This window comes from Ruegeria sp. CG11, from assembly GCF_056537245.1.
In genome coordinates, this window is the sequence record NZ_JBQFRE010000007.1 from 42,044 (window position 1) to 63,338 (window position 21,295).

Consider the following 21,295-nt stretch of genomic DNA (forward strand, 5'->3'; position numbering starts at 1 on the left):
GCACCGGATGTACGAGGATCTCTTACCACACACATTGCCAACAGAAGCAGAGCGGCTTGATCGCATGGCGCATGCGCACGACCCCGATACCTTTGCGACCATCGAAAGACTTAACCTTCCTAAGAATGCACACTGTCTTGATATAGGTGCCGGGCGCGGAAGCGTCGCAATCTGGCTGGCACAGACATTGCCGGGCTCCGACGTGATCGCCAGCGATCTGGACCTGTCTTCTGTCAAGAAAAACACCTTATCCAACCTGTCCCTGAAAAAGATCGATCTGCGATGCGATGACCTTGGATCCGAGGTGTATGATCTGGTTCACTGCCGCGCGGTGTTGTGCTTTCTACCGACTCGAACAGAGGTATTGTCAGCTATCCTGAAGTCACTCAAACCCGGTGGCGCATTTATTGCAACTGAAATGGACTTCAGGCGAATTGCTTCCGGCCCCAGCCGTTTTTGGGCAATGTTCTGGACTGCGTACCTCGAGTTTGCGGCATCCCAGGGGTGGGATCTTGAATTTGGCGCTGCGTTGCCAGGAATTCTTGCCAAATCGGGGTTCACTGAAATTGATGCGCGGCACATTCAGCCCATTCTGAATCATTCCGGAAATACCGCAGGAGCGGCTGAAACCGAAACCTGGTCATTAACATTGGCAACATTAGCGCCTCAGTTGATCGGTGGCGGCTTTATGACCAAAGGCATGCTGACCGACGCACTTTCGATCATCCGCAACCCCGAGGCCTGGACCACAGGCCCCGGTTTTATGGTCACAAGTGCACGGCGGCCGGTCGGTTAACCGGGACAACTTGTTGGCAACAAGAAACGCTTGTGTAAGGCTATTTTTCAAGAGTAATCGCCATTTGCATAATGTGCAGAAAGTGGAACTTAGGGCTCGTAGCGGAACGCGGAGGCGGCGTAGCATCCGCGGTTACAGACTGGAAATGCAAGCCAAGGTCGGCCCAAACCGGTCACTCGACACAATATCGATTTTCTGCGTTTGCAGCCCGCTTTGCAGGGCTCTGTCGCAAACTCTTTAGTCTGTCTGTCGATCTGATCGATGGTCTGGTAGGGGCTTGCCCAAAGCAGAGGGCGGCAGATCGTGACAATTTCATTCAAAGGCGCGCATATTCCAAAGGACGTGATCTTGCACGCGGTGTTTTTCTATCTGCGATACGGTGTGTCATATCGCGATCTTGAAGAGATCATGGCCAAGCGCGGCGTATCGGTCGATCACGCGACATTGAACCGTTGGATCATCAAATTCGCGCCTCTGGTCGCGGAACGAGCACGTCGTCAGAAGCGGGACTGCGATAGATCTTGGCGAATGGACGAAACATATATACGCGTCAAAGGGAAATGGGTCTATCTGTACCGCGCAGTCGACAAACATGGAAAGACCCTTGATTTCATGCTTTCCAAGCGCAGAAACAAAGCTGCGGCGACCAAGTTCTTTGCTCGCGCACTCGAAGTGAACGGGCTCCCACGCAAGATCGTCATTGACAAGAGTGGTGCAAATACGGCCGGCATCAAAGCAATCAATGCCATGTTGAAGCGCTATGGCTGTCCCATCCCAATCGAAATGGTCAGGCGTAAGTACCTCAACAACATCGTGGAACAAGACCACCGTTTCATCAAACGCCGGATCCGCCCAATGTTGGGCTTCAAAGCTTTCACTTCAGCGGAATCCACATTGGCGGGAATCGAAACGATCAGCATGATCCGAAAGGGTCAACTCACGTCAGGAATCTCTCCCTACCAGCAGTTTGTTCAATTGGCAGGATAATCAACCCGAGCGTCGATCCTTCTCAACCTTGCTCAGAGTTTGCGACACAACCTCCAAGGCCCTTCAATCCGGAGCACTTGTACCCTTCGATCCCCGCCGAATTGAATGTGTCTGGTATGCGGTTGCGTCGCCAAGCGACACTCGCGAGGAATCACCTGCCGGCACTTTCGTAGATTGGCTCCGACGAAACGCTTCTACCGATTAAAATCAGCCGCTAAGAAAGGTATTTGGACAAGAATGCGGGCATTCACATGAAACTGCTTCCCGCCCGTAGCACGTATATCGAACGGCCCTTTGTAGACACTCAAAATTGTTCGCACCGCTGCATCGCAGCGTCCCTTAAACAGACGTTGCATTTGCTTCGTATCATTGACTTAGGCTCAAGAAACCGGTCGTTTTGATACGTACAACTCACCTCAAGCCTTACATTGAATACAAGACGTCACGTGAGTGGATTAATTTCGAAGCACCGCTATGAACTACGCAGAACGCTTTGGACATCACGTCCCGTCTTTGTTTTGCGACAGCTCGATACTGCGACTATGAGCAGCCTGGGCCGTCCTTTGAAGGAGCGGGAACACCCCTTTCTCAAGGGACATCAACTCTTGCAAGCCAGCTTCAGTTGTTCCATTTGGGGACGTAACCTGGTTTCGAAGCTCGGCAGGTGAGTTTGGGCTGAGACGCATCAAATCACCGCTCCCCGAAACCATAACGGTTGCCAATTTTGCTGCAACTTCTGGTGCCAAACCCAGTTCTCTTCCCGCTTCTGTCAACGCTTCCGTCATCGCGAACACATAGGCCGGGCCGCTTCCGGAAATGGCTGTCACAGCATGAAGCATTTCCTCATCATCGAGGACCACGGTCTCTCCAACTGCCTGCATCAGTTGTATTGCAAGTTCCATATGACTGACGGTAGTGCATGCGTTACCGACAAGGGCAGTAATGCCGGAACCAACCGATGCTGGTGTGTTTGGCATTGTGCGCACAATTGGTGCCTGCGAGCCCAACAGTTCCTCATAGGTCGAAATCAAAGTACCGGCGGCAACCGTTACGAATAGAGTGCGCCCGCCTCCAAGGGAATTTAGGTCCGACAAAGCAGAGGTCATGACCTGAGGCTTCGTTGCAATCACCGCGACAGTAGGCGGCTCTTCTGGCTGTTGGTTCAGGCGAAGGCCGCGTTGCGAAAGGCGCTGCAGCCAATCAGATGGACGCGGATCCAGAACAATGATCTTTTCGGCGTCCAGCCCGGCATTGAGCCAGCCGTTTAACAATGCGGAGCCCATCTTGCCGCAGCCCAAAAGCAATAAGCCACGATCACCTAAATCCAGACGACTCTGACTTTCTGGGCCCACAACCTGCGTCATATGTTCAGCTCGCAACCTTCATGGTGCTTCGGTGCACAAGCTCTTTATAAAGCTGGCGCAGGCGGCGGGTCATCGGACCGGCGCCGTCATGCTCTCCGACCTTCTTTCCATCGATTGACGCGACAGGTGTTTGTGCGCCAAATGTTCCGGTCAGAAAGGCCTCGTCAGCTCCATAGGCTTCGTAGAGTGAGTAATTCTTTTCGAACACCGGAATGTCGTTGGCCCGGCACAGGTCAATGACCTTTTGGCGTGTCACCCCGTTCATGCAGTAATCACCAGTGGAGGTCCAAACCTCACCACGGCGCACAATGAAGAAGTTGCACGCATTCGTAGTGTTCACAAACCCATGCGGGTCCAGCATGAGGGCCTCGTCGGCACCAGCCTGTTCGGCCTGCAGGCATGCGATAATGCAGTTCAGCTTCGAATGGCTGTTGTATTTGGCGTCCTGACTCATCGGCAGGCCGCGCACCTGAGGAACGGTGGCCAATCGAATGCCCTGGCTCATAAGGCTGTCCGCTGGTTTTGAGTGCTCCACAATCGCAACCACCGTCGGCCCGGAGCGTGACAGCCCCGGATGCTGAAACGGCTTGTCCTTTGGCCCGCGAGTCACCATGAACCGGCAATGCGCATCCGTTGTCATGCCGTTAGCTTTTGCGGTGTCATTTAGTGCCTGTAGGACTTCGTCCTTCGTCATGCCGACGTCAATGGAGACGGCTTTGCAGCTGTTGAAGAACCGATCCATGTGTTCGTCAAAAAACGCCCAAGTACCGTTGTAGAGGCGCAACCCCTCCCACATTCCATCCCCCAGCATGAAACCGGAGTCGTACACAGACACCATCGCTTCGTTGCGCGGGACGATCTTGCCGTTAAGAAAGATCTTGATGTCTCGATTGCGCGCGTCTTCCTGCGCGTCATGTGTGGAATGGCTTAGAGTTTGCTCGCTCATGTCATGACTCTTGCGTGGACGTTGCGTTGAAGAGGCGCAGAGGCGGCGACGACCGCCGCCTCTGTTGTGTGTTTAGTTGATCAATCCGGCTTCGCGGAAATAGCGCTCAGCGCCCGGATGCATCGGTGCGGACAAACCGTTTACCACCATTTCCTCTTTCTTGAGGTTGGCAAAGGCCGGGTGGAACGATTTGAAGGCATCGAAATTTTCGAAGACTGCCTTGACCATCACGTAGGTGGTTTCTTCAGGTACATCTGACGACGTTACGAACGTAGACGGAAGACCGAAGGACGGAACATCCCCGTCCACACCGCGATACAGACCACCCGGAATTGTGACATTGCCGTAGTATGGCTTGCTCTCGACCAGCGCCTGAACCGCATCACCTTCGACAGGAATGATGTTGATGTCGCACGTTGTGGCGGCTTCCAGCACGTTCGCGACTGGATTGCCAGCAACCATCAGAAAGGCCTCGATGGTGTTGTCGCACAGAGCTGCTGATTGTTCTGCCGACTTAAGCTCGGTCACCAAACCAAAGTGATCCATGTTCCAGCCCATAGCGTCTACAAGGACTTCAGCAGTGCCACGCGTTCCGGAACCAGGATTACCCAAGTTGATGGTCCGGCCGCCAAGATCATCCAAAGACTCAATACCGGTGTCTTTGCGAGCGGCGATGATGACTGTGTCAGGATGCAGAGAAAACAGACTGCGAAGTTCGGAATCCGGGCCATCCTCTTCGAACAGGCTGGTCCCGTTCAGAGCGTGGAATTGCCAGTCTGACTGAACAATGCCCATTTCCAGTTCGCCCTCGCGCATGGTGCGCAGGTTGTAAACTGAACCGCCCGTACTTTCGACCGAGCATCGAATGCCATGTTCCTTGCGCTTCTGATTGACCAGCCGACAGATGCCACCACCGACGGCGTAGTAGATGCCGGTTACACCGCCAGTGCCGATAGTCAAAAACTCTTCCGCTTTCGCTGGTGCACCAGCCAGCAGCGCGGCCGCGCCAAATGCTGCAAGCCCAGTATGTATTCTTTTTTTGAGGAGGCCGGTCGACAACATGAATAACTCCCTTTTCACCTGTTGCGTCATCCCGGTGCCAGACCGGGTGATCATTTCTTGCCGATGGAGTGGGCAATCGCAGCCAAGGTTCGGAGCTTTTCGAATCCCCACCTGTCATAACCGTACAGCAAGATCTCCAAATTGTCGACAATTACTACTATTGTCGACAATCATGAAGTAACCAGCTACCTTGAGAGCGGTCTGCAGCAGTCGACCATTGGACCGAAATTGGAAGTTCAGCTGCGATCATTTTTCTGGCTATCTTGGCCTAGCAACGTAATCTCGCCTTCCATCCATTGGGTGTTCCATCAACGGGATCGACATGACACGACAAGCATCCTCGGCGGAGAAATCCGGCGATACATTGAAAGACAGAACGCTGGAGCGACTCCAGAAGCTGATCTTGACCGGAGATTTGGAGCCTGGGGCAAAACTGCTTGAAACTCAGGTTGCTGCTCAGCTGGATGTCAGCCGCGCCACATTGCGTGAGGCGATGGTTCAATTGAGTGAGATTGGGCTTCTTGTTTACATCCCGTTCCGCGGAACTTTCCTTCGTACACTGGATCCAATTGATCTGGACGAAATCTATTCGTTCCGAACGGGGCTCGAGAAGATGGCGTTTCAGTTCTGCTGGGACAAACGAGACCTGATTAGCCTCGCCGACCTGCAAATGCGCAACAACAGGCTATGCGATTGCATCTCGGATAATGATCCCTACGGCGCGATTATGGCAGAAATGCACCTTCACTCATGGTGCTATGAGCTTTCGGGGCACACACTTCTGCTGCAAAGCTGGGAGCGCCTGAAACCCAACCTCCAGTTTTACTTTGCTATGCATCAGAAAGCACATGGGCGGGGCGGCCCACTTCGGGAATCTCACGATAAATACATCAAGCTTGCCAACGGGAACAGCTTGGATGACATGCTGGTCCACCTTGAAGATCACATGCGGCAAGGGTTGGAAAACACAATGAAGTTTCTTGATGAAAGAAGTGTATTGTAAAGAGCGTGCGAACGGAAGAACACAAGCGCATTCAACAGAGTTTTCGCGCGACAGGATTGAAAATGCAAAACGGCCCATTCCTGTCTTTCGTAGTACCTAATATTTCTGCAATGCAGCTTCCCCAAAGCTGCCGTTGGCGTGAATCGGTTCTTGCACTAACGTATCACTCTGTATCAGCGAAAAAGGAGTTTTGAGGCAGCTAATGTCAGGCAACAAAGATGCAATGATTGCGAACGCTGGAAACGTCTTCAATCAGATACACCGCTTCTTTTTGTTAAGTCTCACATTGTCGGTCCTAGTCCTGGGGGCCACCCTGATTGGCCCGATTGATCGAAGCCAATATAGAGATGAGGCGATCTATGAACTGCAAGGCTTGGACCGCTTGTCTGCAGACGTCCAAAGACGCCTTCGATCATATTTGACGGTGTCGGCGGACCCAACAGACTCAGCACAGGCTGCGATCAGGCGCATGCTTAAGCGAACTCGCGACCTACGTGTTCAACTGGGAATACTTGATCTTGCGCTTACAAATACGACCCTGACAGATGAAAACCGTTCATTGATCTCCGGCATTCGAGCTGCCGCTGGGTACCACTTGAACATTCTCAATTTCAATGAAATTTATCGCGATTCACCACAGGCACCTCAGGGTCCAGAACTCCGAACAACCATTGTAGATCATGGGAACTTCATTTGGGAGGGTGGGATCGCCGAAAGAGGCCTCGACGAACTGGCACGGCTATTATTCTGGGCATCCATCTACCCGGATCAACTAGAACTCTCGATCACGGGAGACGAACGCACATCTGGAATGACCATTGAGCGTCTGGGAGAAATACAGCTCCGATTGGAGAACTCAGCGCGGCGGGCAGAATTGGAGTATGGAAAGCAATCCCGCGCGGCGTCTGCTGCGCTTTGGGTAGAGATTACAGAAATCGATCGCGATCCAGAAAAGTTCGGTCAGCGACTAGAAACAATAACACCCAGCACACTTAACGATGCACTATCAAAGTCGGATCGAGATCGCCGACTGATCGAGCAACATGCTCTGGGCGAAACCGACTTTTCTGCGCCCTACGTTCAACAAACTCTTAACCTAGGCCTTGCTGCGCTCCTTGCCGCATATTTTGTTTCGGTCATCAATCTGTTGACCTCAATATCCTTTCGGAGGCTTGGAATACTGATTACTCCTCTAGAACCGGAAGACTTGATAGCTGCAGAGGTTCGAGTTCCTGTTCTAACAACACCTGGTGACTCTGGGAAAGTCGCTTCTGTGACCCACTTACTTCAGTCGATGCTGCTTCTTCTACCCACGGCATTCTGTTGCACCTCGTTGATCCTAAAACTGCCATCTATCTGGACCTGGGTTGCCTTAGTAGCAGTTGTCGCATCGGGGTTCACATTGATGATCGCCGCGGCGCGGTTTGGTAAAAAGTGGGCAAGAAAAGGATAGCGGCCCAATCCTGCCGTTCAAGCGAACTCGCAGATTGCGGTCAAAGCAGCCTTCTGCACGTGCAACTCTTTCCGACGCAACATCTGGGCACCGCTGACTCTGTCGACCAGGTCCAAACATTGGAGTTCTGTCGGATTGGAATGCCTATTTGGTTCGACGGCAATTAGATCCCTGAAAGCACGCTTATTCGCAACCGGAACTGGCGTGGCGACAGTCACGAAGTTGGACGTTGTATGTCACGAGATTGGACAGCTATTTTCACCGACGGTTGGACGTGACCACCACTAGATGATGGACACGTCCAGCGTATGGTGGTCACTTGATGATCAAGTTACCACCGACTCTTCCGCTTTCTCCAGGTTGCCAGCTCTGAGGGACTTACCCTTCAACTCTATCTGCTCACTGGTGTGCACAAGCCGATCCATGATGGCGTCGGCCGTCGCATCGCCGCCGAGGTAATCGTGCCATTTCGCGACGGGCATTTGCGCGGCAACGATTGTACTGCGTCGCCCAACCCGGTCTTCGAGCAGATTGAGCAGATCGATCCGCGCTCCTTGCGTCAGCTCCTCAAGCCCCAGATCGTCCAAAATCAAAAGATCCAGGCGTCGGAGGTTTTCGAGCTTCTTTACCCTCAATCCATCGTGACGCGCGAGTTCCAGTTCTTCCAGTAACGGGCCGACACGATGGTATCCAACGGTCAGCTCCAACGCCGCCGCGGCGTTCCCGAACGCACAAGCTGCCCAGGTTTTGCCAGTCCCTGTCAAGCCCGTGACAAGAAGATTCAAACGGCCATCCCGTATCCAATCACACCGGAACAGGCTTGTGATGCGGGATTTTTCAAGTCCCCGAGAGGGCCTGAAGTCAAAGGCTTCGGGTCGCGCGTTGTGTCGCAGTTTTGCCGCCTTTCTGATGCGCTCGACCTTGCGGGTTCGGCGCATCAGTATTTCCTGACTCAGGAGGTGCTCCAAGCGGTCTTCAAACGAAGCGTCACGCCAGGACGCTCCTAACCGCTGCTGCTCAAGCGCATCTGCCATCCCGCCAAGGCGGAGTGCTCGAAGGGATGCGATAGTATTGCTGATATTCATGACTGGCTCCCGTCATAGCTGGTTCCGCCGCGTACATTGTCGTGGGGTACGGGTGAGGACACGATACGATCCCGTGCAGCCGTTTTTCTCAAATCGATGCCGTATTTCAGGATGTTTGCCACGCTTTCAATCGTCTGCGTTCCAACCGTGTTCGCGTATCGACAGGCCGAGGCAAACCGTTCAACACTGTATTCCCGGGAGAGTTTCTGCCCCCGTGCCATTTGCTTCAGTAATACAGTCGGCTTGATCCGCTTGTTGTGACGCATCGCATCAAAGAGCCGCACGACCTCTTCGCCAATCTCGGTTGCCCAATCACGCAATTCGTCGAGGTTGTTATCGGCATAAGCCCGGTGGCTCTCTGGCATATGGTCTCGTTCGGTAATGTTTTGGCCACTGCCCCGACCCAGTTGATGCAGCGCAATCGGGCTGACATGCTCGTCAGCGTAGATGCGAACAGTCGAAGACGTGGCTGCCAAATTGACCCGTTGACCAATGAAAGAGTGGGGAACCGAATAGTAATCGCCCTCCCAATACAGGTGATAATCCTTTGGGACCAACAGCCCGTCGCGCCACAAGGCGAACTCATATCGGTCACGGGGCAATGACTGCATCGCTGGCGCTTCAATCATCTCAAACACCGCTCGTCGCGAGGTCGCCAGTCGGCGGAAGGTTCTTCCATTAATCCGGTCCACCAGTCGTGTGATTTCACGGTTCATATCTGCCAAAGTATAGAAGACGTGATCGCGCAAGGCTGCGATGACCCACATATTGACCATACGCACACCGATCTCCGCCAGCGCTTTGTCTTGAGGACGACGGATGCGTGCGGGATTGATCGCAACCTGATAATGCTCTGCAAAGTCCAGATAGCTGCGATTGACCACGACTGTACGTCCCTTCCCACCCGGCTTTGCGACGGCTGATTTCAGATTGTCGGGAACGATTTCCAACGGCGCTCCCCCGTAGTATTCAAGCGCCCGGACATTGGCTTCAATCCAATCGGGTAGTTTTTGCGAAGAAACTGCGGTGGCAAATATGAGCTGGCTCGCACCAAGCGAAGCAACAAAAACCTCTTGCGGTATCTTTTTTCCAGTTCCGCGTTCTGTAAGGAATAGGTGCTTTCCGCTGAAGTCCACAAAACTACGTGCCCCTGGCGGATGAACTTGGCGCATGGAGGGGCTCTTGGCTTTGCGCACAGTCCGCAGTCTTCGCCCGAACGAAGACGCGGACAGCAAATCGGCGTTTTGCGCACCACGGTGGCTTTCAACGTATTCCTGATAGAGCAACGCGATTGTAACGCCCGGCTTGCCTAACTCGGCACATATCTCAAGCCAATCCGGCTCAATAAAGCTGTGAGAGCCACCCTTGTTCCGCGCCTGCACGAGTTCTTCGATTTCAACATTGGAGAGGCTGTTCAATTTCTCCAGATCAACCTGGTTCAGCTTCATCAGGTTGCGGTATTTTGCGACCGTCGTTGGGCTTATGCCCAACGCCTGTGCGCAGGATCGGTTCGACCGCAAAGGGCTCAAGATGTAACGGCAAATGTCTTTGGTTTGCAGTTTTTCAGTTTTCGGCATCAACACGTCTCCTTGCGCCGAACGCAGTGCGTCCGGCGTGTTTTGATTGACTGGAATGATGAGATGCGGCAAAATCTGAAGCGTCGGCACCAATCGACGACTTAGTTTTGCAAGGGCTCGGGCATTGCGTCCGAGCCTTTCGCATCTCGGGAATGCTCTTAGTGTTTGCTACATTCTCGGCCCTCCTCGCTATCCAGTTTGCTCAGGGCCTCAAGTGACACGCCAAGCCGATCTGCTATCGCAGACAAGACGCGATCTGATCGGCGAACCCCCAAACAAACTTGGGACATCGTTGCAGTTGAAACGCCCAGTTCTCTACTGATTTCAGCCAGCGTGGTGCCCCGGAGACGAAGTTGGTACTTGATGTATTCTCTTCGTTGTGCAGGACTATGAATGTTCGAGGGCAACGCTTTGTCCTTCCTTTGAGGCAAACTGCCTAGCTTTATGAGCACAAATTATGCAACTACGCACAAACGAGTCAATGGAGGCGATTGCCAGTAGATTACTGGCACTTCGGGAGGGCTTGAGGTTATCCCAGCAGCAATTTGCAGATGCACTCGGTATATCGCTTCGCGCTGCCCAAAATTACGAGCGTGGCGCGCGCAAGCTACCAGCGGAAACTCTCATTGAGATCGCCAGGAAATTCGAGATCGATCCATTGTGGATTATGGACGGGCCCGAAGAACGGCCTCGTTCTTTGGGACAGGTCGGATTGGACCAGCAAACGCTATCCAGAGCAATCGGGATCGTCCAGCGCGCTGTTTTGGAGACAAATGCCAACGTCGATGCAGATCAATTCGCCAACATGGTCGCAGCAGTTTACAAGTTCTACATGCACAATGCATCCGGCGCAGGTGCTGAAGATCTTATTGCGAGTTTCGTGGCGGGCTTTCGATGAAGGGTGCCGGATCAGAGAATGGCAACAACGATAACATTGTCGCTCTAAATCCGCTGAAGCGAACTCAGCGATTTGAAGACGTTTCCGTAGACTTAGACGAGCAAATGCTTGAATTGCTTAAAGCGGAAATACGCGGCGCACTAACCCCGAATGGGCAATCCGTCGATGACCACCGATTGGATCTCGCTTCGGAAGACGTCCAATCCATTCAAAGTGAACGCTATTTTCGCGATCGGTTTGGTTTTGTCCTAGGCAAACGTGGCCGGCTGGCTGTGGTCAAGTTCATGGATGACTACGATCTGACCAGCTATGATGTTCGTGCGCTTTATCGACTGAGTAGCATGAACTGGGATGGCGCAACCCTTCGAGTGCGATATGTGTTCTGGTTCAAGTTGTTGGGAGTTTCGCAAATATTGGGGTTGGCCATCATTCTGCTCCCAGCTCTTTTGATCCTCTTTCAAAGCCAGGACGCGCACTGGGTCGCCCGGCTGGGATTGGTTATTTTCACATCTGCTTTGATGTTTGGGATTTCCTGTATCTATCGATCATTCATTGCGCCGTTTAAGCGCTTGAAGCGCCGAAGCATCCCCTATGCTAGACCTCTGAATACGGTTAGGTGAACAAACTACAGTGTGACAGCCAGTTCCCTGCTCGGAAGTTCCCAGGATAGCCCGCCGATACAGCCTCTGCGCTGACGCGGAATTAATTCAGGGTGTTCTTGAACGGTATCGGATGAGCGATGAAAGGGGCGGGATCGCCATTTTCATCGACCACCTCGATACCGTAGAGCGTGAGCGGCCGTTGCTCTGGATAGTGCGTCGGCCGCTTTGCCCATTGAAAGCCATCTCCCTTAGGGAAATGGATCACTTCAAAGGCGTCAATTATCTCGCCAGATTTGATGCCGTCGCTCTCGTTCATGGATCAACTCACCAGTCGTTTTCCACCTTTGGCAGCCTTGCGCTGCTTGGCTTCCATTGCCTTGCGCTGTTTGCGGTTGAGCGTACGGGTTGGCTGGCGCATCCCGTCTGCCGCAGCCAAAGGCGTTTGGGAGCCGACCGGCGTGGCTTTGCGATGTTGCGGAGAAGCCTTCGAGCCATCTGGTGCAGGCAGTCTTGGACCAATCTGCTCCCACTCACCCGCAGCGTAGATCTCTTCAAGCGTTACCTTCGAGCGTTTCAGGATATAGTCTTCGGGCTTTGGAAGCTGTTCGGAGAAGGTCCAGCTCAACGGCACCTTGGCACCTCCGGCTCCGGAGCGGATATAGCCGTCTTCCGTAATCTGAGCGCCATTTGCGTTGAGAATATCCAGAACGCAATGCTGTTCGCCGTTCTCAAGAATGACGCGCGTTCCCAATCGGACTTGTCCTTGCTCCCGGATGGCAATTTGCCCGTCGGGTTGCTTGTCGCCCACCACGGCATGAATCAGCCGGTCGTGGATCGAGCCAACCTCACAACCGGTTGCGGCGCGGATCTGAGTGCCGTCGCTTTTCATGATCGTGCCATCAGTGCGGAGAATGTCCAACAAAGGCACGTGCTGGCCTTTGAACTTGCCATCAGCGCAGAAGTAAGCGTGACCGGGGGTGACGCCCGTGCCCCAGAAATCGAGAACGTGCTTGACCCCGTTCCGCATCGTACGCGTGACCGGGCCTGGGCAAATCCTACCATTTTCGTCATACGAGACGACCAGATCACTCGCGCTGACCTCGCTGATTGGTTTTTGCCAAACCTTCGCTAGCACAAGCTCTTCGTCATACGAACCGTCTTCCCGTGGCTTCAACGAACGGTCGGTTGGCCACATGGTTATCGGGGTGTCCGATACGAAGCAGTGATTGTTGGATTTGACAGACTCCATAATAGCTTCAATCTCAGCGTCGCTGAGCAGGTCGATGTTTAGCCCCGGAGTTAACCTAGTGGTTATTGCACGAACATCTTCAACCGTATAGCCTAGCGATCGAAGAACGGTCATTGCAACACTGTTGCTGTTAGTGTTAAGAGCTTGGTAAGAAATGCTTTTTGAGTTAATGGCGTCAACGACTTCTTGAATGGTTTCTAAGTCACCTCGAAGCTCGCTTATCGGCTTCTCATCCAATGTATCCACAGATCTGGTACGTTGGAGACCGAAGAAACTCCGAGGGTCTCCCCCCCAATAGAGGTGACCTTGTATATCGTGCCCTGTAAGCGCGGACCCCATTGCCGAGGGATCTTCACCGGGTTTCGTTGCTAGCCCGTTTATCTCGACAATTCTGTTTCCGCTATCATCCGTCAAGCGAACAGAAAGATGGGCTGCAGCTCCCAGAATACCATGTTCACCAACTTCAATTTTATACGATCCGCCATCAGCCATCTAGGTACTCCACTATTCCGCCATTCTTATCAAAGCACACAGGTAAATACTCACGCCGTGCAAAAAAGCTTTCTGGCAATCCGGCTACTGATCGTCCTTGATCAACCCACTTCCAAGGATATTCAATTTCAGCGTCAGGCACTCTGATGCCATTCCGGTCAGGCCCGTCAGCGTCAACATGATTTAAGCAGACACGAGCAGAATCCGTGAAGATGATCACTTGTGACAGGAACTCCACATCATAGATCGGCTGGCCAGGCTTTGAGTTTATTACATAACGCGTTTGGCACACCTCTTGGGAAGAGGGTTCCTTTTCCCAAATCTTAACTGCCATTTCTGAGAGAGTGCCCATTATCAGCTTTCGATATCTCCCTGCCCCTAAATCCGAAGCATTGTTCTGAACCAAGCCCTCATAGCGATCTGGGCGGCAATGTGGATTGTTGGGCGTCAAACTAGAGCTTTCGACAGTACGAGATGTGCACCCGATCAGCACACTAAGTGCAAAGAAAAAAATGGACAAAAGTTTGAAATTAGAAATTTGCATAGAACACGTGACTTGAGTTTGTTCAAACCTATGCACATACGGATGCCTTTGTCACGTTCAATCTACAGGCGAATTTCGCACATTACGTAACACTAAGAGGTTCACCCTACTGGCAGTTTTGCTTGATTGCCGCTTACGCAGATATTCCGTCTGCATTTTATAAGCCGGTCAATGTCTGCAATGCTTCAGCAAATCCGTTTTTTGTTCCTCACGGACCAAAGCATCTTGGCGCACGCCAGCTTTTTGGAGAGCGCGTGCGCCAAGATGCTGAGCCGACACTAAAAACCAAACGCGCCAAGGGCTGGCTTTGGAAGTATCACCAAAATGCCCAATCTCAAGGATCAAGGGTGTCCAGCGTTGGTGACCAAAGATGTCCAATTTCTTGACCGTAGATACCTCCGGTGCGCAGGATGAAACAGATGCTGTGCAGCAGGCTCTGCAAATAGGTCTTGAAGCACTGGGGGAAAAAGAAACTCTGGCAGAGCGCGTTGCCGTGGTGCAGCTGAAGGCGAAACTTGCCGGGCTCAAAGGGCAGGGACGTGACAGCAAGGCATTCATGGACGGTATGTGGGGTGATACCTGAAAGGGGCTGGCGCGGGTGTTCCGGCTAGGGTCAGGATGCATTGATTTTCGCTTCGCTGCGTGATTCACGGCTCGAAAAACAGAGCGGTGACATGAGCGACCTTTATTGGCTAACCGACGAGCAGATGGCCAAGCTCGCCCCCTTTTTCCCTAAGTCGCACGGCAAGCCTCGGGTTGATGACAGAAGGGTGTTGAGCGGGATTATCTTCGTCAATCGCAATGGGTTGCGCTGGCGAGATGCCCCGGAAGCGTATGGGCCGCACAAAACGCTTTACAGCCGGTGGAAGCGTTGGAGCGAGAAAGGCATTTTCGCGCGGATGATGGCCGGCCTGGCCGCCGAGCACGGCGAAAAGGGGACTGTCATGATTGACGCGACCCATCTCAAAGCCCACCGCACCGCGACCAGTATGGCCGCGAAAAAGGGGGGCGTGGCCGCCTGATCGGCAGAACCAAGGGCGGCATGAATACCAAGCTGCATGCCATTTGTGATAGCAAAGGTCGCCCGCTCAACCTGTTCGTTACCGCCGGGCAAGTCAGCGACTACATCGGTGCTGGGGCTCTGCTCAGCAGCATACCAAATGTGGACTGGCTGCTCGGTGATCGTGGCTATGACGCCGACTGGTTCCGAGGGGCGTTGAAAGACAAAGGGATACGCGCCTGCATCCCCGGCAGAAAGCAACGCAAGACGCCGGTCAAATACGACAAGCACAGATACAAGCGGCGAAACCGCATCGAGATCATGTTTGGCAGGCTCAAGGATTGGAGGCGTGTGGCGACCCGCTATGACCGCTGCCCCAAGGTCTTCCTATCAGCCATCGCACTCGCAGCAACCGTCATCTACTGGTTATGAATCCTGACCCTAGAGCGTTTTGAGTTAGATCGTTGAACGGCAGCAAAGTCCGCATAAGGCGGAATTGGGCCTCATACGTTCATACGATGCGCTGACCGTTTGATTACCATGGCGTGTTCGAGGGAGAGTTGCCTTGCATTTCGCTCAAGTTTGGATACAGCAAAAAAGCTATCTGGAATGCCATACCGACATAGTTGGTTCCGTGGAGCACTTGCGCCCTCGCTGCACTATTGTGCCTGTCTTGAGGAATTGAGTATGTGCGGTCCTCAAAGTGATGAAGGTACTGTTGTTTAAGGTTACTTATGGTAGAGCAAAACACGTTAACCTCCCACAAATTTGACACCAACTTGTTGCCGAAAAAGCAGCAATACGCGTTGTTTCGCGAGGAATTGTTCGACTTGGCGGGTTATGAACTTGATCGCCCCGGACCTGTTGATGACCCGTTTAGCTTCACTTCCGAAAGCAAAACAACTCCGAAACTCTTGATTTACACATACCAAACCTTGACGCCGTGCGTCTTCCACAGATCGGAGCGTGGCATGGCGCGCGCGGAAGAGAACTCCTTTGGAGTACACTTTCAATTCAAAGGAGAAGATCTGTCGACGCCGCTTTCGGAAGGTTCGGCGCATACCAGGACGGGGGACCTGCTTTCGCTCGACACCGAGCGATCGTTTTCCTACCAGCATAAAGGGGCGACGTCTTACTCGTTGAATCTGCATCGGAAGAAGATTCAGGAAGAGGTTCCTGGAATCTCGCAGCTACACGGCATGGTGTTGCGAGACAGCCCGGTCACCAGAATTCTCAAAACTGCAATTACCGGCGTGTTCAGCGAATTGAATCACGCGGACGATCGCGAAATCGAAACGCTTTCTGATACGCTCTATCGCCTCACTGTCGACGCGTTCAGACATCAGTGGATACAGGAACTCGAAACGCGCGAAATCCGGGATGAAACCGTCCTTTTCACGGTTGTAGATTTTATCCATCGGAACTTCCATCGTCGTGACCTGACACCGGAAGTGATTGCCAAGGCAGTCGGAATATCACGCTCCAAATTGTACCAGATTTGCCAGCAAATGGACACTCCCCAGCGCCTTATTCGATTGATACGATTGGAAAAAGCCGCGGGCCTGCTAAGGGGCGATGCCAACTGCAATATTGGTGACATTGCCTACAAAACAGGGTTCTCAACTCGCCCGGTATTTTCCCGAGCGTTCATGGAACACTACGGCGTTTCCCCGACAGATTACCGCGAAGGGATACGGGAAAAATTGCCTGAGTTTCAAAGACTAATCCCACCGACCGAAAGGGACTGGAGACTGAGGGCTTCGCTACAGGCGGCCGCATTAGGCTAGGTCTGCGGGCCGAGCGTGAGTTTGGCACCAGTGTCCTCTTTGGCCAGTTCGACTACTACCATGCGTTTGATGATGAAACGTCCGTGTCTTTTGGCAACGACACAGTTCTGACCGAACGCGGCAGGAACAACGTCGAGCTGACACTGGGAGGCCACATGGACATCACGGCAAACACCACGTTGTTCGGAGAAGTGTCCGCCCAGACCGGATTTGGCAGCAGCTCTGACGACTATGGCGTTGCTGGCCAACTGGGTTTCGAATTCCGGTTCTGAACCATCTTCCACAAGACAAAGACGGCGCATACCCCCTCGCACCGTCTTTTGTGGGCCACCATGCCGCCAATCGCGAACAAACTCTTGGTGGCCCACAACCAAATGGTCTGTGCGTCAGCATTAGGGTAGTCGAAATGACCAAAGCCGAGCATGCAGCTATCCGCAGCGAAAGCCGGTACATTCGCTATTCCGCTTGCGGTGAATTCCGGTTCCGGACCGCCCCCGATCCGGACGACAAAGGCCCTTGGAGTTGTCACGTTAACCTTCGCTCGGTTGCTTGTGCCTTTCATTGGACGTAGGTGGCGTCGATGAATTCATCGTCGATCAGCTACAAGCGCCACCGATTTCCTCAAGAGATCATCGCCCATGCAGTGTGGCTGTACGTACGCTTCAACCTGAGCCTACGGGAAGTTGAGGAATTGCTGCTGCAACGCGAGATCGATGTTTCCTACGAGACCATTCGCCGTTGGGTCATCAAGTTCGGACCTTTGATCGCTCGAAAATTGCGAAAACGTCAGGGTCGTCCTGGCGATGTCTGGCATCTGGATGAAGTTGTAGTGAAAATCTCTGGTCGCAAGTATTGGCTTTGGCGCGCGGTCGATCAACATGGCATTGTGCTGGACGAAATACTCCAACCGAAACGGGACAAACGGGCCGCCAAACGGTTGTTTCGTCGCCTGATAAAGCGTCTTGGTCTTATTCCCAAGCGGATCATCACGGACAAGCTGCGCTCATATAGCGCCGCCAAGCGGGAGATCGTGCCGGGATTGGATCATTGGTCACACAAAGGCTTGAACAACTGCGCTGACAACAGTCATCAGCCATTTCGGAAGCGAGAGCGAACTATGCAGGGATATCGATCTCCTAGGGACTTGCAGCGGGTCGTAGCCGCCCACTCAGCCGCCCGGAATTGTTTCTGTGTCCCCACTCGCCGTCGTACAGCCTTAACAATTCGATATCACAGTCTTGAGGCATTTGATGCCTGGAATACCGCCACTCGAGCCGATTGAAGTCAGGGCATCAGCATTCCTTGTTGGGCCGGAAGTTAACGTGACAACTCCGTCTGGTCGGCCTTTCTATCGCAGGTCCGAAATCCCGCGACGTTCTGGCCAAACTGGTGGACCACGATATCAGCCGTGAGAACTTTCGTTTCATGGATTTTCGCAAGTTGGATGTGGCTGGATGTCCCTGCATGATAAACCGCATCAGCTATACCGGTGATCTGGGCTATGAAATATGGATGGAAGCCGCTTATGAAAGGCGTGTCTATCTGGCCCTGAAAGATGCCGGAGCTGAGTTTGACATTCGTGATTTCGGTATGCGGGCTCTGTTGGCCATGCGGCTGGAAAAGAACTTCCCCACATGGTTTGCCGAGCTGCGCCCCATCTATGGACCATACGAAGGTGGAATGGACCGGTTCGTCAAGCTCAACAAAACCGATTTTATCGGCAAGGGTGCAGCGGCAAAAGAAAAGACAGAGGGACCGAAGCTGCGGCGTGTCTCATTTGTTGTTGATGCAGAGAACGCCGAAGTCATGCATGACGAACCGGTCTGGGCCAAGGTTGGCGATACTGACTATGGCACGATAGCCGAATTGCACACTTATGGGGCACCGCGATTTGACGAAACCGGACAGGTTACACCGCCCCCGACCGCGCAACGGTACGGAGATTGGCGTGTCGTTGGCTGGGTGACGTCCGGCGGTTATGGTCATTCGGTAAACGCCTCCTTAGCGCAGGCCTATGTTCCCGCCACCCTGGCCGAACGCGAAGACATCGGTTTGTTCGAGATTGAAATCCTAGGTAGGCGCCGCGCGGCGCGCATCAATATCGAACCGCTGTTTGACCCCCAGGGCATAAGAATGCGTAGTTAAGTGCGCCCAAAATCAGAAATCAAAGAGAGCGACCAGTTAGTCGCCCTCCAAACCGTTTCTAATTTCAGATATGCCCGTCATGAAAGTAACCGGCAAAGACATCGGTCGCCCGACGCGCCCGGTCTAAAAAAGATCAAAATCCGCGAGGATTGACGCCCGGAATCCATTGAAATGCAATCCATTCGCGGTCTCTTGTAGCAAGCTCTCAATGGCTTCCGCTACCACCGAAGCTAGCGCAGTCGAAAACGTCCACCATGGCCCATCGAGGCCTGCGTGGGCGTCTTCACCTTCAAAACCGCGCTATTGACTTTGCTCGGAGTACATGTACGTGCGTTGCTTCTGAGGTATTTCAGCGAGTTGCTGATTGACGAAATCCAGGAATGATTGCTCGGCCCGCTTAAGGCGCGCTTTCGGGTTCGTAACAAGCTGAATATCAATTTCCAGGGTGTCTTCGTACGGGGGTAAACGCCAAAGGTCGCCTTCCTCAACGTACTTTCGGGCAAAATGAACCGGTAGTGGACCAAAGCCCAGGCCGGCAACAATCATTCGAAGGGCTTCTTCAAGATGTGAGGTATACCCCGTCACTCTTTCGTCGAGTTTGTGATGTGCCCGCATTAGTGCGACTGGACGCAATGCATCCCACAGCTGGTCAGTTTTGAAGGTAACAGAGGAATGTCCGCGCAGGTCTTTCAGGGACAGTTCAGATTTCCCGAATAAGGGGTGTGTCGGGCCGCAAAAGAACCCGAAATAGTGGCGATAGAACAGCTTGTAATTCAGGCGCGGGTCTTTCTCGTAAATCTGGCAAATTCCTAACCCCGCGCGTTTTTCCAGAATGGTCTGATGCACATCTCTGCTTGCCATTACATCTATCTGGAAACAGACTTTTGGATGTCGTGTGTGGAAGCTACTCAGGAGATCGTCGAAAAAGTCGCTTTGAATGGTGCTGAGAGCTGCAATCGTAACATTGCCTGTCAGCTCGTCTTCGACCGTCTGGCCTATGCCGACGGCACGGGAAATCGTGCCATAGATGTCCACACATTCCTGATACAGATGCTGTCCCGCTGGGGTCACACGAAAGGTGGAGGGGCTTCGGTCGATCAGGCGCATTTCCACACGATCCTCCAGACGTTTCAAAGCCTGACTGACGGAGGGCTGACGCAGACCAAGCCGTTCGGCGCCCTTCGTCACCCCGCCTTCCTGGACTACGACCATGAAGGTTCGCAGAAGGTTCCAGTCTAGCTCTCGTGTGATCCGATCGATCTTTGCGGCAGCATCATAATTGTTCATATCTATGACAATAATCACCATTATCTATTTTGTCGATGATGCATGATTTCTTACGCTTCCTGTGACTCACACCAATTTGGGGGAACTCGTGCAGCAAAAAGTCATCATCACCTGCGCTGTGACAGGATCGGTTCATACGCCAACGATGAGCCCGAATTTGCCTGTAACGCCCTCCGAGATTGCCGATGCCGCGATTGCGGCGTCGGAGGCTGGTGCCGCAATCCTGCATCTGCACGCGCGAGATCCGAAAACGGGTGCGCCCAGCGGTGATGTTGATCTGTTTCGCCAGTTCCTCCCACGTATCAAGCAGTCAAGCGAAGCTGTTCTGAACGTGACAACAGGCGGCAGCGCACAAATGACCGTTGAAGAACGAATTGCTGCGCCGTTTGCACTGTCACCCGAGATGTGTTCGCTGAACATGGGGTCGATGAATTTCGGTCTGTTTCCGATGACTGAACGCTATTCTGAGTGGAAGTACGACTGGGAAAAGCCGTTTCTGGAGAACTCACGAAGTACCCTTTTCCGAAACACCTTCAGCGATATCGAAACGATCCTGTCGAAGCTGGGCGAGGAGCAGGGCACGCGTTTTGAGTTCGAGTGCTATGACACCGGGCATATCAACACTGTTGCCCACTATCTTCGTCAAGGGCGCATAAAAGCGCCGGTCTTTTTACAATTTGTCATGGGCATTCTGGGCGGGGCGGACGCGTCAGCCGAAACCCTCATGCACATGAAATCCACCGCTGACAGGCTGTTGGGGGATCAGTACCGCTTTTCCGTTTTGGCTGCGGGTCGTCAACAGATGCCGCTTGGCACTATGGGCACTGTTCTCGGCGGTAACGTGCGTGTCGGTCTAGAAGACAGTCTGATGATCGAACGCGGAAAGCTTGCCGACAGCAATGCGCAGCAGGTTCACAAGATCCGCCGGATCGTCGAGGAACTTGGCCTTACCATCGCGAAGCCCAGCGAAGTACGCGCAGCCCTTGAGCTCAAGGGTGGGGATAACACGGGGTTCTGA

24 protein-coding genes are annotated in these 21,295 nt (G+C 53.2%); 14 read left to right on the forward strand and 10 right to left on the reverse strand.

Features of this window, described 5'->3' with window-relative positions:
* The first annotated feature begins 7 nt into the window (after positions 1-7).
* Positions 8-796, forward strand: coding sequence for a class I SAM-dependent methyltransferase (locus ACR0KW_RS15510; protein WP_480805805.1), 789 nt, complete (start codon positions 8-10; stop codon positions 794-796).
* A gap of 303 nt (positions 797-1,099) precedes the next feature.
* The gene (locus ACR0KW_RS15515; protein WP_480805806.1) at positions 1,100-1,783 is read left to right on the forward strand and encodes an IS6 family transposase; all 684 of its coding nucleotides are present in this window, start codon (positions 1,100-1,102) and stop codon (positions 1,781-1,783) included.
* Positions 1,784-2,283: 500 nt separating this feature from the next.
* Here the strand turns inward: ACR0KW_RS15515 and proC are convergent, their stop codons facing one another.
* The 3 genes from proC to ACR0KW_RS15530 form a co-directional block, all read right to left on the reverse strand.
* Positions 2,284-3,147, reverse strand: coding sequence for a pyrroline-5-carboxylate reductase (gene proC / locus ACR0KW_RS15520; protein WP_480805807.1), 864 nt, complete (start codon positions 3,145-3,147; stop codon positions 2,284-2,286).
* A gap of 4 nt (positions 3,148-3,151) precedes the next feature.
* Complete coding sequence (locus tag ACR0KW_RS15525; protein WP_480805808.1) at positions 3,152-4,093, reverse strand: aminotransferase class IV; 942 nt, start codon at positions 4,091-4,093, stop codon at positions 3,152-3,154.
* Positions 4,094-4,165: 72 nt separating this feature from the next.
* The gene (locus tag ACR0KW_RS15530) at positions 4,166-5,155 is read right to left on the reverse strand and encodes a TAXI family TRAP transporter solute-binding subunit (protein WP_480805809.1); all 990 of its coding nucleotides are present in this window, start codon (positions 5,153-5,155) and stop codon (positions 4,166-4,168) included.
* 322 nt (positions 5,156-5,477) lie between these two features.
* Between ACR0KW_RS15530 and ACR0KW_RS15535 the strand changes: the two genes are divergently transcribed.
* The gene (locus tag ACR0KW_RS15535) at positions 5,478-6,158 is read left to right on the forward strand and encodes a GntR family transcriptional regulator (RefSeq protein ID WP_480805810.1); all 681 of its coding nucleotides are present in this window, start codon (positions 5,478-5,480) and stop codon (positions 6,156-6,158) included.
* A 202-nt stretch (positions 6,159-6,360) separates the two neighbouring features.
* On the forward strand, positions 6,361-7,611 hold the full coding sequence (locus tag ACR0KW_RS15540) for a hypothetical protein (RefSeq protein WP_480805811.1): 1,251 nt from the start codon (positions 6,361-6,363) through the stop codon (positions 7,609-7,611).
* 326 nt (positions 7,612-7,937) lie between these two features.
* On the opposite strand, the gene istB is transcribed toward ACR0KW_RS15540, so the two are convergent.
* From istB to ACR0KW_RS15555, 3 genes are all read right to left on the reverse strand, one after another.
* Positions 7,938-8,696 carry an IS21-like element helper ATPase IstB gene (gene istB, locus ACR0KW_RS15545; RefSeq protein WP_480805812.1) on the reverse strand — a complete coding sequence of 253 codons (759 nt, stop codon included), beginning with the start codon at positions 8,694-8,696 and terminating at the stop codon, positions 7,938-7,940.
* Positions 8,693-10,273, reverse strand: a complete 1,581-nt coding sequence (istA, locus tag ACR0KW_RS15550; RefSeq protein ID WP_480805813.1) for an IS21 family transposase — start codon at positions 10,271-10,273, stop codon at positions 8,693-8,695. Before istA ends, istB begins: the two co-directional genes overlap by 4 nt.
* A gap of 158 nt (positions 10,274-10,431) precedes the next feature.
* A complete protein-coding gene (locus tag ACR0KW_RS15555; protein ID WP_480805814.1) occupies positions 10,432-10,725 on the reverse strand; it encodes a helix-turn-helix domain-containing protein in 294 nt (97 codons plus the stop codon).
* A 5-nt stretch (positions 10,726-10,730) separates the two neighbouring features.
* Between ACR0KW_RS15555 and ACR0KW_RS15560 the strand changes: the two genes are divergently transcribed.
* Together ACR0KW_RS15560 and ACR0KW_RS15565 are read left to right on the forward strand one after the other, a co-directional pair.
* Positions 10,731-11,171, forward strand: a complete 441-nt coding sequence (locus ACR0KW_RS15560) for a helix-turn-helix domain-containing protein (RefSeq protein WP_480805815.1) — start codon at positions 10,731-10,733, stop codon at positions 11,169-11,171.
* Positions 11,168-11,791, forward strand: a complete 624-nt coding sequence (locus ACR0KW_RS15565) for a hypothetical protein (protein WP_480805816.1) — start codon at positions 11,168-11,170, stop codon at positions 11,789-11,791. The genes ACR0KW_RS15560 and ACR0KW_RS15565 overlap by 4 nt, the downstream gene beginning before the upstream one ends.
* Before the next feature lie 82 nt (positions 11,792-11,873).
* On the opposite strand, the gene ACR0KW_RS15570 is transcribed toward ACR0KW_RS15565, so the two are convergent.
* Genes ACR0KW_RS15570 through ACR0KW_RS15580 form a run of 3 tightly spaced genes read right to left on the reverse strand, consistent with a single transcriptional unit; the run spans position 11,874 to position 13,866 of the window.
* Positions 11,874-12,089 carry a hypothetical protein gene (locus tag ACR0KW_RS15570; RefSeq protein WP_480805817.1) on the reverse strand — a complete coding sequence of 72 codons (216 nt, stop codon included), beginning with the start codon at positions 12,087-12,089 and terminating at the stop codon, positions 11,874-11,876.
* A 3-nt stretch (positions 12,090-12,092) separates the two neighbouring features.
* Positions 12,093-13,514 carry a hypothetical protein gene (locus tag ACR0KW_RS15575; protein WP_480805818.1) on the reverse strand — a complete coding sequence of 474 codons (1,422 nt, stop codon included), beginning with the start codon at positions 13,512-13,514 and terminating at the stop codon, positions 12,093-12,095.
* On the reverse strand, positions 13,507-13,866 hold the full coding sequence (locus ACR0KW_RS15580) for a hypothetical protein (RefSeq protein WP_480805819.1): 360 nt from the start codon (positions 13,864-13,866) through the stop codon (positions 13,507-13,509). Before ACR0KW_RS15580 ends, ACR0KW_RS15575 begins: the two co-directional genes overlap by 8 nt.
* A 314-nt stretch (positions 13,867-14,180) precedes the next feature.
* Here ACR0KW_RS15580 and ACR0KW_RS15585 point away from each other — a divergent pair, with 314 nt between their 5' ends.
* From ACR0KW_RS15585 to ACR0KW_RS15615, 7 genes are all read left to right on the forward strand, one after another.
* Entirely contained in the window at positions 14,181-14,444 is a 264-nt protein-coding gene (locus tag ACR0KW_RS15585; protein WP_480805820.1) for a hypothetical protein, read from the forward strand.
* Positions 14,429-14,641, forward strand: coding sequence for a hypothetical protein (locus ACR0KW_RS15590; protein ID WP_480805821.1), 213 nt, complete (start codon positions 14,429-14,431; stop codon positions 14,639-14,641). The genes ACR0KW_RS15585 and ACR0KW_RS15590 overlap by 16 nt, the downstream gene beginning before the upstream one ends.
* Before the next feature lie 91 nt (positions 14,642-14,732).
* A protein-coding gene (locus tag ACR0KW_RS15595) for an IS5 family transposase (protein WP_480805822.1) occupies positions 14,733-15,490 on the forward strand; the annotation gives its coding sequence in 2 pieces (ribosomal slippage) (positions 14,733-15,057 and positions 15,057-15,490; 759 coding nt in all).
* 302 nt (positions 15,491-15,792) lie between these two features.
* Positions 15,793-16,845 (forward strand): helix-turn-helix transcriptional regulator, encoded by a 1,053-nt coding sequence (locus ACR0KW_RS15600; RefSeq protein WP_480805823.1) that lies wholly within the window; start codon positions 15,793-15,795, stop codon positions 16,843-16,845.
* A gap of 2 nt (positions 16,846-16,847) precedes the next feature.
* A complete protein-coding gene (locus tag ACR0KW_RS15605; RefSeq protein ID WP_480805903.1) occupies positions 16,848-17,117 on the forward strand; it encodes an autotransporter outer membrane beta-barrel domain-containing protein in 270 nt (89 codons plus the stop codon).
* Between the two features lie 308 nt (positions 17,118-17,425).
* Complete coding sequence (locus ACR0KW_RS15610; RefSeq protein WP_480805824.1) at positions 17,426-18,127, forward strand: IS6 family transposase; 702 nt, start codon at positions 17,426-17,428, stop codon at positions 18,125-18,127.
* Positions 18,128-18,195: 68 nt separating this feature from the next.
* Positions 18,196-18,990: an aminomethyl transferase family protein gene (locus ACR0KW_RS15615; RefSeq protein ID WP_480805904.1), complete on the forward strand. Its 795-nt coding sequence runs from the start codon at positions 18,196-18,198 to the stop codon at positions 18,988-18,990.
* Positions 18,991-19,290: 300 nt separating this feature from the next.
* Here ACR0KW_RS15615 and ACR0KW_RS15620 read toward each other — a convergent pair whose 3' ends face one another.
* Entirely contained in the window at positions 19,291-20,298 is a 1,008-nt protein-coding gene (locus tag ACR0KW_RS15620) for a LysR family transcriptional regulator (protein WP_480805825.1), read from the reverse strand.
* Between the two features lie 67 nt (positions 20,299-20,365).
* On the opposite strand from ACR0KW_RS15620, the gene kce reads away from it, so the two are divergent.
* Positions 20,366-21,295 (forward strand): 3,5-dioxohexanoate:acetyl-CoA acetone transferase, encoded by a 930-nt coding sequence (kce, locus tag ACR0KW_RS15625; RefSeq protein ID WP_480805826.1) that lies wholly within the window; start codon positions 20,366-20,368, stop codon positions 21,293-21,295.